Raw genomic sequence first — 12092 nt, forward strand, 5'->3', positions numbered from 1 at the left:
ATAACCTTTTGTAGCGTTAAACCACTTTACAGTACCTTTTACCATTTAAAACATTCCTCCAATACAACAATTTAATAGATGAGTCCTATGTATCATCTACCTTTAATTAAGTCTATCACAAATAGGATATCCTTGTCAAATAATATTCCCCAATATTTCATCAATTATTCTTTAATTTTTATGGGAAATATATTTTATATATTAATATTGAATTAATTCCATATATCCATCTAATAAACTAGAATATTTTTAACAATTCCCTATCATTCTTGATGTTAACTATCGATAACTATTCTACTAAAGATGACTAATAAAATACTGTTGACTAATGAATCAAATGAAAAGCATATTTGACTTAAAGTTGCATGTGACAACAAATAAATTAGTGGTATCATGGGACTTTTCTTATTAAGCTATAGCTATAAAGGTAATCCTTTCTGATCTATCCTTAGGCTTTTCAAAGGAAAATCCATCGTAGCAAAATATAGTATTAAAAGATGCTTTTTCTAGTAGATAGTTTATCTCTTCAGTTCTATAAGCCCTTTCAATATGGGTTTCATCAAATCGAATATACTTCTCATCCTCATCCTTTACAAAGAAAGTGAGATAAAACTCAGCTATACTATTCTTTTCGTCAAAATAATTTTGCCAAGTATAAAATATATCCTCCCTATCTTCTACAAATGTATTGTTCCCGATGATGTGCTTTAATTTATAGTAGGAGTTTATATCAAATATAAACATTCCTCCAGGTTTTAGGTGTTTCTTTACATTTCTAAATGTATTTAATAAATCCCCTTCATTTTCTATATAGTTGATGCTGTCACAGGCAGAGATTATGGCATCAAATCTTTGGTTTATATAAAAGTCTACCATATTCTGATTTAGTAACTTTACATTTTTAAACTTATTCAATTTATTGTAAGCAATGCTCAACATATCTGGAGATATATCGATACAGGTTAAATCATATCTAGCATCTGCTAAGTAATAGGTAAGGTTTCCTGTGCCACAAGCCAACTCCAATATGTCTTTAGGTTTATAGTCAAATCTGTTAAATATGCTTTCAATATACATATACCAAACCTTATAATCTACATCTGTCATCAAATCATCATAAATATAAGCAAATTCTTCGTACATAATTTTACTCCTCAGTCAGTTTTTCTATTATGGCTTCTAAAGTATCCCCTGCTTTTTCTTCAATCTTTACGTTAGCAAATCCATCCATAGCCGTAGGTCCCATATTTATTATTATTAATTTTTTTGCCATCTGTGGAAGGTAGTTTACCGGTGCTACCATAAGGCTTGACCCAATTACAATCAATAGATCGCTACTCTCTACATCTCTGATTGCAATATTAAATTCCTCAGGCAACATATCTCCAAACAATACCACACTAGGTCTAAGGGTGCCTTGACAATTATCACAAATAGGTGGAATCTCTCCACTATTGACCTTGGTGGTCAATACATTTAAATCCACCACATCTCCACAGCTAGTACAATAGCCTTCCCTAGTATTACCATGTACTTCTAAAATGTATTTTGAGCCTGCCATATAGTGTAAATTATCTATATTTTGCGTAATAACTCCCTTTATATAGCCTAGTCTTTCCAGCTCAGCCAGTGCCTTGTGGGCCCTATTTGGCTCAGCATGGGTCATATCCAGTAATATATTAAATCCTTCCTTATAAAACTTCTCTGGATCCTTACGCAATACTGGTGTAGATAGGGCTTCCATAGGATCGATATTTTCCCACAAACCTGTACTCGGACTTCTAAAATCTGGTATACCACTTTCTGTGGAAATTCCTGCTCCAGTCAACACCATGGTTTTAGATGAATTCTTAATCAGCTTTGCAGCCTTGTCTATATCTTCTAAACTCACTTAAATGCCCCCTTATTTATACAACTATTTACCCTTCTTCTCTAATTCCTTCTTTCTTACCGTTATCAAACCACCTATTCTACCAGATTCCTTAGCTGTTAAACCTCCCCAGCCAACCTGGTTTATCTTATCCATTAAGCCTAGTTCTTCGGCTATTTCGTATTTCAATTTGTCTTCTAATGTTGGCTCCTTCTTTTTCTTTTTCAAATCCATCCCTCCTATATTCTAGTATTAGAAAGGATGGAATCTTTTATTCTTATATAAACAAAAATTTATAATTCCATATGATAAATATGATCATGACTATGAATATGGGAAATGCTTCCATTATACTCATGCCTTTTTTGTTATCCAAATCCTCTAATAGATTTTCCCCTTGGATAAAGGTATTTATCTCTAAAACTTCATTATTTTCTCTAGTAGGCATTAATCTTATCAACTTAAAAGATACAAATCCGAATATAAGAGCCAGCACACCTAATCCAAAAAAAGCTGCTACCATTTCCCCCATCTCAGGCATATTTATATTTTCCATATTCAGTTCTACTATCTGTTCAGCTCTAGTAGCAAAATATCCAATAGTCAAAGCTATGGTATTGTTTGCCGTATGCCCAATAATGGTAGGATAGATAGAATCTGTCTTATATGCAATTATTCCAAACAATAGGCCTAAGTAAATTGGTCCCAATAGATTTTGTGCATTAAAATGAAATATTCCAAATAATATAGCTGAGTATATAATGGCTTTTTTCCTTCCAAAACTATCATAAGATGTCATTATCAATCCCCTAAACATTACTTCTTCGCATATGCCAGGAGTTAGGGCGATTATTAAAAAGCCTAATATATATTCCCTTGGATTTGAGGGGATGGGTATAGGATTTGGTCTAATCTGGGTAAACCTATTTAATAAAGTCAATCCTATAAAATTAAAAAATACCGCAACGGGATAGGAAGATAGTACTATTAATATAGTCAATAATATCTGTTTGAAATTTACCTTGTTTAGTCTAAAAGTATGACTAATTGAATAGTTATTAAGCTTTAAAAACAATAATATTGGCATAAAAATAATTAAATATTCCGTAATCAATAATCCAGTGTATATTTCTTTATACTGAGCTCTTGCCCCTAATGTTAATAATAATAAAGCAATAAATAAAAATAATATATTGGCTTCTAAAATTGATGGCGTGTTTTTATCTCTCGGCATAATTTACCTTTCCCCTTTCTTTCATATATTTTATACTTTTTAATAACTAAAATCAAATATACTCTTCTATTAACATATATTTTGTTATATCATATATATTAGTATATTAGTATTATTAGTATTATTAATTATAGGAGGTGTTCTATTTATATGGTAAATGTTGGAATAGTAGGGGCTACAGGTATGGTTGGACGAAATTTTCTAAAGGTCATGGAAGAGAGAAATTTCCCAGTAGATGAGCTATACCTATTTGCTTCATCAAAATCCAAAGGCACAGTAATTAATTTTAAAAATAATAAATATATAGTAGAAGAATTAGGAGAAAATTCTTTTAATAGACCGATGGATATGGTATTGTTCTCTGCAGGAGGCAGTATAAGTAAAAAGTTTGCCCCTATAGCAAAAGAAAAAGGGATTACAGTAATAGACAATAGTAGTGCTTGGAGAATGGAAGAATGGGTACCTTTAATAGTACCAGAAGTAAATGCTAAAGCAATAGATGGGCATAAAGGGATAATAGCAAACCCAAACTGTTCTACCATTCAATCAGTTATACCATTAAAGCCTTTAGATGATAGTTATGGATTAAAAAGAGTAGTATTTTCCACCTATCAGGCGGTATCAGGATCAGGAGTAGGAGGACTTAATGATTTAGAAAGAGGTTTATCAGAGCCTTTCCATGAAAAGTACCCTCATCCCATTGCTTTCAATGTACTACCCCATATCGATGATTTCCTCGAAAATGGCTATACAAAAGAGGAAATGAAGATGATAGAAGAAACTAAGAAGATACTAAACAACAAAGACATTAAGATAACTGCTACTACTGTACGAGTACCGGTTAAGTATGGTCATGCTGTATCGGCAAATATTGAATTAGAAAAAAACTTTGAATTAAACGATATTTATCAAATGTTCAAAGGTTTCCCTGGAATAGAAATACTAGACGATCCAGCAAACAATATTTATCCTATGCCTATTCTATCAGAAGGAAAGGACAAAGTGTATATAGGAAGAATAAGAAGAGATTTTAGTTTAGAAAATGGTTTGAATCTTTGGATAGTAGCTGACAATAGCAGAAAAGGTGCTGCTACTAATACTATCCAAATAGCTGAATTATTGTTAAGTAAATAGGAGGTATGATTATGTTTAAAGGTTCTGGAGTTGCAATAGTAACCCCTTTTAACGATCAAGGCATTGATTTTGAAAAACTTGGTGAATTACTTGAATGGCATATTTCGGAAAACACAGATGCCATAATAATATGTGGTACCACTGGCGAATCTGCCACTATGACTGACGAAGAGCAAAAAGAAGCTATTAAATTTACAGTAGAAAAGGTAAACAAGAGAATTCCAGTAATTGCTGGGACAGGTAGTAACAATACCAAGCATTCCATTGAACTAAGTCAATATGCAGAAAAAGTTGGTGCTGATGGTCTATTGATAGTAACTCCTTACTATAATAAAACTACTCAAAAAGGGTTAATAGATCATTACACTGCCATAGCTGATAAGGTGAATATACCTATTATAGTATATAATGTTCCTGGTAGAACGGGGTTAAATGTACTGCCAGAGACTCTATTTGAATTAGCTAAACACCCTAATATTAAAGGTGTAAAAGAAGCTAGTGGCAATATAGCACAGGTTGCTGAAATCGCCCGATTAGTAGGTGATGATTTCTATATCTATTCAGGAAATGATGATATGATAGTTCCTCTATTGTCCTTAGGAGGTCATGGGGTAATATCTGTGGTTGCCAATATACTACCAAAGGATACCCACAATATGGTGAAATTTTTCCTCGGTGGAGATATGGAAGCTTCTAGAAAACTACAGTTGAATATGAAACCACTAATAGATGCTCTATTCATCGAAGTAAACCCAATTCCTATTAAGGAAGCCATGAATGTATTAGGTATGGAAGTAGGCCCTTGTAGATTACCTCTAACCAATATGTCTGATGTAAATAGACAAAAGCTTATAGATGAATTGAAATCATATGGCATGGAAATTAGGAGGTAATAATATATGATAAAAGTAGTTATTAACGGTTATCTAGGTCAAATGGGGCAAGTTATCAGTAAGCAAATATTAGATAGGGATGATATGGAACTAGTAGGAGGTATAGATAGAAATGCCTCTTCTCATAAAGAAGGGATAGATGTATATAATAATATATTGGATTTTGATAACAAATGTGATGTCATAATCGACTTTTCCCATCCATCATCTCTAGATGATCTATTAGAATATGCAGTATTAAACAATACTTCTTTGGTAATTGGAACAACTGGGTATGGAGATGATGAAATAAACAAACTAAAAATGTCTGCTGAAAAAATTCCTATTTTTTACTCAGCTAATATGTCTCTAGGAGTAAACCTTATGCTATCCTTAGTATCAAAAGCTGCTTCTGTTCTAGATGAGGATTTTGATATCGAAGTGATAGAAAAACATCACAATAAAAAAGTAGATGCCCCTAGTGGTACAGCCTACATGATAGCTAACGAGATCAATAAGGTGTTTGATAACAATAAATTATATACCTTTGGTAGACATACTAAAACCAATAGAAGATCCTCTAATGAGATAGGTATTCATGCCGTTCGAGGAGGAACAATAGTAGGAGAGCATACCGTGCTATTTGCTGGATTAGATGAAGTTATCGAAGTAAAACATAGTGCCTCTTCTAAAAACGTATTTGCTAAAGGCGCCTTAACTGCTGCTAAATTCATAGTAGATAAAAATAATGGATTGTATAATATGAACGATATTATCAACAAATAAAAACCTGCAGGTTATCCTGTAGGTTTTTTTATTCATCAAAAGTAAAAATATAGGGTATATTCCTGTAATAATCTCCGTAGTTAAGACCATAGCCTACTATGAATACATCTGGAATAGTAAAGCCTACATAGTCGGGATTTATATCAGCCTGCCTTCTACTTGGCTTGTCCAGCATACAACAAATTTTAATGGATTTTGGTTCCTTCATCTGGATAAATTCTACTACCTTTTTCATAGTATTCCCTGAATCGATTATGTCGTCAAGAATTAATACATCTTTTCCCTTTATATCCGTTCTAATATCATTTATTATTTCCACTACTCCTGGAGATACCTCATCGTGGCCATAGGAAGAGGTAGTCATAAAGTCTATATTTACAGGGATATCTATTTCCCTCACTAGATCAGCGGCAAATATAAAGCTTCCCCTCAATAAGGATATTGCTACTATATCCTCATAATCTTTGGATATCTCCTTTCCTAATTCCTTTACTCTTTTTGATATCTCCTCAACGCTAAAAAGTACTTTTGGTTTTTTGTTTAAGTCCATTTTTTATCTCCCTTCCTTAGAATATTTATTATTGAAGTTTTCTTTTTAATATTTCTTTTATCTCTTTTAACTCTACAAGTATGCTATTTAAAGTAAGCTGGAGGCTTATCAATATGATTAATAGCACTGAAATGATTATTATTTCAATATACATCTATACTCTCCTTACTATAATTATAGTAATGTTAACGATAAATAGTTTTGTTGTGTAGATTATAACATATTTATGGACTAGGTTAAACAAAAAAATCATGCTTTTGTTCAACCATTGGATAAACGAAAAGCATGATTTGATTAACCTTTCCTTATAAATCCTTTCTGTTGTTATCGTTTTCAATATACTCCAATTTAGATATGGACACTTCATAGGCTACTTTAGTTTCAATCTTATCGTTGTCATATTTTTTCTGATATTCCCGGCTCTGAATTCTTCCCCATAACTTGATATGGTCTCCAACCAATAATTTCTCACAAAATCTTGCATTTCTTCCCCAGGCTATTGCTGGTATGTAGTCTGATTTGTTATATGCTCTATTTACAGCTATAAGTAGATCGGCTATTTCTCTACCAAAGGGTGTTGTTCTGTAGATTGGAGGCTTGCATATGTAACCATCCAAATAGATCTCATTGGGATCTTTTAATAGTTCTTCTATCTCATCCTCTTCTACCAACAAAATAATATCTCGGGCAAATACAGTTAACACCAAACGGCTAACATTATCAACATATCGATTATAGGATCTCAATTGCCCATATATTTCTACAACACATCCTACAGATAGATCCATATCAACAATAAGCCGTTCAGATATGGTAATTGGCAAAATATCTACAGAATTACTCAACCTAGGTACTTCTACTTCAAAATTATAAAATCCTTCTCCATACATTTCATGGCTAAATTCCAGTGGTGTAACAATCTCTCCTATTATCTTTACCGAATTAGTATCCATCAATTTGCTAACCATTTATAGTCATCTCCCCCTTATTCTTGTGTTTTTTTAATCTATAACTATATTTATTCCAAGGTGCCAACTAATATGATTGTGATTTTTGTATAGACATAGATTCCTTAGCTTTCGTATAAATATAAATGAAGCAACAATTTGATAATATTTTATCAAATATTTGTAAAAGATTCCACTCAAAAATAAAACCAGTTAGTCTTAAACTTAACTGGTCATTAAAATACTTAATGTATTGTATCATTCGTTTTGAATCTGCCTACCTGTATTATCCATATAAAAATTATCCTTATATATCAATTGGGAAATAGGTACTATTTCATATCCTTCACTTTGTAATCTTTCAATAATGATAGGAAGATATTCTAGCACATATTTTGCATTATTGTGAAACAATACAATGGAACCATTTCTAACATTCCTTGTAACTCTATCTACAACTGGTTGAACTCCCATCTCTTTCCAGTCTAGCGAATCCACATCCCATTGAATTACATAATATCCATTATCTCTACATACATTGATCAATCTATCGTTATAATCTCCAAAAGGCGGTCTGAAGAGAGTAGGTTTATCATCTATTATCTTTTCTATCTTATCCCCTGTTATATTTAACTCCTTGATAATCTCTTCATCAGACAATTTGGTCATATAAGGATGATTTGTGGAATGATTGCCTACATCATGACCCCTATTATATATTTCCTTTACATGCTTAGGATATTTATCTACCCAAAATCCTACTAGAAAAAAGGTGCTCTTTATGTCATATTTGTCCAATATATCTAATATCTCCAAAGTATAATCATCCCCCCAAGCTGCATCAAAGCTAATGGCTATTTTTTTTTCTTCTGTTTCTACACTATATATTGGCAACTCCTTTTTATAAGAAAATACTTCAGCTATATTGGTGTTAGTTTTAATACCCGTATAGATTATTGAAATCATAACTAAAAATATAACTATCAGTACTCTAAAAAACATATGATTTTTATTATATTCCCTATTCAATATATCCCCTCCTGTAATCTCTATTAATACAATTTATTCCTATTTTCTTTTTATATTACTTTACCAAAAATACTATTTGGTAAATAAATTTAATTACTACTTCTATACTAATATCTTTCCTTTGAATATCTAAAAAATTCATTGTAATTACTTACATAAATTTAGCTTAAAATAATACTAAACTGGAAATTTTATAGCATAATATTTTTAATATAAAAGGTTATTATAATAATACAGCAGCTAAAAAAGTTGTTGTAAAGGAGGAAACAAAATGGCTAATAACAATAAAATTGTGGTCCCTGAAGCTAGGGAAGCTTTAAACCAGCTAAAATTGGAAATAGCCAATGAATTGGGATTAAATAATTATGATGGTATAGACAAAGGTAATTTACCTTCAAGGGTAAATGGTTATGTTGGTGGATATATGGTAAAAAGACTTGTAGAAAACGCTCAGAGACAATTGTCAAATAAGTAGTTCAAAAAGAGGTAAGTGGAATTCCACTTACCTCTTTTATATGATATAATTTAATGAGTTATATTATTTTAAAGAGGTGTCAAATATGTTTGTAGAAAACACTGAAGAACTTGCCCAAAACAAATTACTATTATTATATATAATTGATAAGTCTGAAAAGCCTTTAACTAATGAGGAAATTACTGAATTCGTACTGGAAAACAATTATATGAATTATTTTCTGATTCAACAATATTTATCAGAACTTGTAAACTCTAAATTTATTGAATATGCGAATAAAGAAGACAAAAAAGTATATATAATACTAGATAAGGGAAGAGTCACATTGTATTATTTTGAGGATAGAATTCCAACAAATATAAAAGTTGATATTTCTAATAAGTTTATAGAACAAAAAAATATAGAAAAAAGAGCAACACAAGTTATAGGGGAATATTTCAAAAAAGATGAATATGAATATACTGTCAATCTAAAGTTAGTGGAAAATGAGGATACCTTATTTAGTCTATACCTAAACGTAACAACTGCAAAACAAGCCAAAAAAATCTGTGATACCTGGAAAGATAATACAGAATATATATTTAAAAATATATTAAATATGTTAGCAGACGATGAGGTTGCGCCATTAAATAACTAGTATTCCCCCTGGCTCCCTTCCTACTCTTATCTGATTTATTATGTCATTTGCTTTTATACTAAATAAATATAATATATCCTTCGATATATCTGTAATATATATGGTGTCATCTCCATCCCACTCCATCTTATTGGGCATTCCCATTAATTTGGTTTTGCTTGATAGACTCCTTTTTTCAATGTTCATCCTATAAATGTATCCCTTGTCTATATTTGCTATAAATATAATTTCCTCACTATTTATCTTTAACATAGTGGTAAATATGCCCTTTAGCTCTATCAATTCATTCTCTCTAGAATTTTTTAAATTCATTAAGGAAATATTACTATTGTTGATTATACTATTATTGACATTATATAGAATATACATATATTCTCCATCTAATATCATTTTTACTGGATTGTTATTAAGCTTTATTGTTTCGTTATTCTGTCCTTCTAAATCTATAACATTCATACTATATCCATTGCTATTAGCTACATATACCTTCCTACGAACCTCATCGATTTCTATATCTGTAGGCTTTTCACCTACAGGTATATTTTCAACTAAAGAGAATCTCTTCTCATCAATTATTGATATAGAATTAGAATCGCTATTTGCTATAAAAAGATGATTATCAAAATATCGTATACAGGTAGGAAAACTCCCTACGTATATCATATCAATGATCTTTCCCCTTTTGATATCTATTTTGAATATTGAATTGTCATAGGCATTTGTACAGTATGCAAACTGTAAACCATCGTATATCATCTCCCAAGGCCCAATTGAAGGGCTATTAGCTATTGACTTATTATCCTTGTTGTTGAAGTCTTTTAAATGAATAATATGGTCTAACTTCTTGCTGGACAAGTCAATACAGCTTAAAGTATCATCTCCAGCATTAGCAACTATTATTTTCCCTATCTGTTTCAACATTTCACCTCCATCCACTATATATAAATCAATCTATGCTATATAATGGACTTAGGTGATATAATTACAATAAAATTCTACGACTTAGCTTTTGTCTGTTTAAAGATAGATTTCTCCTTTTTACCTCAATTATCAATTGATTGACTATAGATACACCTTTTTGATATTCATTTATATTTTCTCCTTTTGATAAAACTTTCAATCTATCCATCTCTTCAATCGTAAAATCGATTAATTGTTCATTGGTCAAATTTGAATAAGGATTTAATTTTATTTTATTCATAAAAAACCCTCCTATAGAATATATAAATATGTTTATTCTACAGAAGGGTTACATATAACTATTTGTTCTGAGTTAATATCCTTCTAACATCGCCTATCAAATATAGGGAACCTGCAAATACGATTAGATCATCTTCATCTGCCAATTCAAAAGTTTTACCTATAGCTTTTTCAATATCCTTTTCAATAAATGTATTCTTATTATACTTATTGATTATCTTTTCAAGGGCGTATGCATCCATTTTTCTAGGCATATTTACCTCAGTTATCACTATTTGGTCAGCTAAAGGAGAGAGAACCTCCACCATATGTTCCACATCCTTGTCTTTAAGAATCCCCATTCCTAATATTAATCTATCATAATTAAACATCTTTAAACTATTAGATAAATTATTTACTCCTTGAAGATTATGAGCTCCATCTATTAAAAAAGTAGGATTTCTATTTATTATCTCTAGTCTTCCTTTCCATTTAGTCTTTTTGAAGCCATCCCTGATCTCCTTTTCTGTAATATGAATACATTCCCTATCCTTTAGAGTTAATATGGTATACATAGCCAAAGCAGCATTATATACTTGATATTCTCCTAATAAAGCTATTTCAACATCTTCATAAACTTTACCATTAAATTCAAAATCAAATACTGCACCATATTCATCCAATCTATTAATCCTAATCTTATCCATGGGGCATACAAGCAACTTAGCACTTTTTTCTATAGCTACTTCTTCTAATACCTTTAAAGCTTCTCCCTGCTGGGGATAAGATATCACAAGACCATCTTCCTTTATTATGCCAGCTTTTTCATAAGCAATCTTCCCTAAAGTATCCCCTAATACGTCTATATGATCATAATCTATAGTAGTTATAACAGAAGCTAAAGAATTTTTTATAACATTTGTAGAATCAGATCTCCCTCCTAATCCTACTTCTAAGACTACATAGTCTACCTGTTCTTCCTTAAAATATACAAAAGCGATAGTGGTTACTATTTCAAAGGTTGTAGGATGCTCGTAACCTTCCTTTAGCATTATTTCTATTTTATCCTTGACCCTCTTGGTAATACCTGCCAATCTATCATCTGGAATATCCTCTCCATTAATGGATATCCTCTCGTTAAATCTCTCTAAAAAAGGCGAAGTAAAAAGTCCTACCTTATATCCTGCTTCGCCTAATACAGTAGCTATATAAGAAGCAGTAGAACCCTTACCATTAGTTCCTCCTATATGGATATAATCCATATCTAAATGAGGATTTCCTAGTAGATCTAAAAGTTTCCCAATAGTATCTAATCCAAGCCTTGAACCAAATTTATTTTTATCATTTATGTAGCTTAAAGCTTCTTTATAATTCATTTT

16 protein-coding genes are annotated in these 12092 nt (G+C 31.2%); 5 read left to right on the forward strand and 11 right to left on the reverse strand.

Translation table 11 applies throughout. The features are described 5' to 3' along the window. Window positions 1-408 precede the first annotated feature (408 nt). The 4 genes from C3E88_RS09610 to C3E88_RS09625 are packed head-to-tail and all read right to left on the reverse strand — an operon-like array spanning window position 409 to window position 3104. A complete protein-coding gene (locus C3E88_RS09610; protein WP_236909969.1) occupies window positions 409-1143 on the reverse strand; it encodes a class I SAM-dependent DNA methyltransferase in 735 nt (244 codons plus the stop codon). A gap of 4 nt (window positions 1144-1147) precedes the next feature. Next, window positions 1148-1891: an SIR2 family NAD-dependent protein deacylase gene (locus tag C3E88_RS09615; protein WP_236909970.1), complete on the reverse strand. Its 744-nt coding sequence runs from the start codon at window positions 1889-1891 to the stop codon at window positions 1148-1150. A gap of 24 nt (window positions 1892-1915) precedes the next feature. Next, window positions 1916-2104: a small, acid-soluble spore protein, alpha/beta type gene (locus C3E88_RS09620; RefSeq protein WP_236909971.1), complete on the reverse strand. Its 189-nt coding sequence runs from the start codon at window positions 2102-2104 to the stop codon at window positions 1916-1918. Window positions 2105-2147: 43 nt separating this feature from the next. Beyond that, the gene (locus tag C3E88_RS09625; RefSeq protein WP_236909972.1) at window positions 2148-3104 is read right to left on the reverse strand and encodes a type II CAAX endopeptidase family protein; all 957 of its coding nucleotides are present in this window, start codon (window positions 3102-3104) and stop codon (window positions 2148-2150) included. Between the two features lie 150 nt (window positions 3105-3254). Between C3E88_RS09625 and C3E88_RS09630 the strand changes: the two genes are divergently transcribed. The 3 genes from C3E88_RS09630 to dapB are packed head-to-tail and all read left to right on the forward strand — an operon-like array spanning window position 3255 to window position 5896. After that, window positions 3255-4238, forward strand: a complete 984-nt coding sequence (locus C3E88_RS09630) for an aspartate-semialdehyde dehydrogenase (RefSeq protein ID WP_272878527.1) — start codon at window positions 3255-3257, stop codon at window positions 4236-4238. Window positions 4239-4243: 5 nt separating this feature from the next. After that, window positions 4244-5131, forward strand: a complete 888-nt coding sequence (dapA, locus tag C3E88_RS09635) for a 4-hydroxy-tetrahydrodipicolinate synthase (protein ID WP_236909973.1) — start codon at window positions 4244-4246, stop codon at window positions 5129-5131. Between the two features lie 6 nt (window positions 5132-5137). Continuing rightward, window positions 5138-5896, forward strand: a complete 759-nt coding sequence (dapB, locus tag C3E88_RS09640) for a 4-hydroxy-tetrahydrodipicolinate reductase (protein WP_236909974.1) — start codon at window positions 5138-5140, stop codon at window positions 5894-5896. Between the two features lie 28 nt (window positions 5897-5924). Here the strand turns inward: dapB and hpt are convergent, their stop codons facing one another. The 4 genes from hpt to pdaB form a co-directional block, all read right to left on the reverse strand. Continuing rightward, on the reverse strand, window positions 5925-6446 hold the full coding sequence (hpt, locus tag C3E88_RS09645; RefSeq protein ID WP_236909975.1) for a hypoxanthine phosphoribosyltransferase: 522 nt from the start codon (window positions 6444-6446) through the stop codon (window positions 5925-5927). A gap of 28 nt (window positions 6447-6474) precedes the next feature. Beyond that, window positions 6475-6600: a hypothetical protein gene (locus tag C3E88_RS12360; RefSeq protein WP_272878528.1), complete on the reverse strand. Its 126-nt coding sequence runs from the start codon at window positions 6598-6600 to the stop codon at window positions 6475-6477. A gap of 151 nt (window positions 6601-6751) precedes the next feature. After that, entirely contained in the window at window positions 6752-7414 is a 663-nt protein-coding gene (locus tag C3E88_RS09650; RefSeq protein WP_236909976.1) for a single-stranded DNA-binding protein, read from the reverse strand. Window positions 7415-7651: 237 nt separating this feature from the next. Continuing rightward, on the reverse strand, window positions 7652-8422 hold the full coding sequence (gene pdaB, locus C3E88_RS09655; RefSeq protein WP_236909977.1) for a polysaccharide deacetylase family sporulation protein PdaB: 771 nt from the start codon (window positions 8420-8422) through the stop codon (window positions 7652-7654). 271 nt (window positions 8423-8693) lie between these two features. Between pdaB and C3E88_RS09660 the strand changes: the two genes are divergently transcribed. Both C3E88_RS09660 and C3E88_RS09665 read left to right on the forward strand, forming a co-directional pair. Further along, a complete protein-coding gene (locus tag C3E88_RS09660) occupies window positions 8694-8897 on the forward strand; it encodes an alpha/beta-type small acid-soluble spore protein (RefSeq protein WP_236909978.1) in 204 nt (67 codons plus the stop codon). A gap of 85 nt (window positions 8898-8982) precedes the next feature. Further along, window positions 8983-9534 carry a DUF4364 family protein gene (locus C3E88_RS09665; RefSeq protein WP_236909979.1) on the forward strand — a complete coding sequence of 184 codons (552 nt, stop codon included), beginning with the start codon at window positions 8983-8985 and terminating at the stop codon, window positions 9532-9534. Here the strand turns inward: C3E88_RS09665 and C3E88_RS09670 are convergent. The 3 genes from C3E88_RS09670 to C3E88_RS09680 all read right to left on the reverse strand — a co-directional run bounded on the left by C3E88_RS09670 (window position 9523) and on the right by C3E88_RS09680 (window position 12089). Then, window positions 9523-10455, reverse strand: coding sequence for a YncE family protein (locus tag C3E88_RS09670; protein WP_236909980.1), 933 nt, complete (start codon window positions 10453-10455; stop codon window positions 9523-9525). The two genes, C3E88_RS09665 and C3E88_RS09670, sit on opposite strands and share 12 nt — an antisense overlap. A gap of 61 nt (window positions 10456-10516) precedes the next feature. Next, window positions 10517-10735, reverse strand: coding sequence for a hypothetical protein (locus C3E88_RS09675; RefSeq protein ID WP_236909981.1), 219 nt, complete (start codon window positions 10733-10735; stop codon window positions 10517-10519). 58 nt (window positions 10736-10793) lie between these two features. Then, on the reverse strand, window positions 10794-12089 hold the full coding sequence (locus C3E88_RS09680) for a bifunctional folylpolyglutamate synthase/dihydrofolate synthase (protein WP_236909982.1): 1296 nt from the start codon (window positions 12087-12089) through the stop codon (window positions 10794-10796). Between the last annotated feature and the right edge of the window lie 3 nt (window positions 12090-12092).

The organism is Clostridium sp. Cult3, assembly GCF_021655115.1.
Taxonomy (GTDB): domain Bacteria; phylum Bacillota; class Clostridia; order Tissierellales; family Tepidimicrobiaceae; genus PPXY01.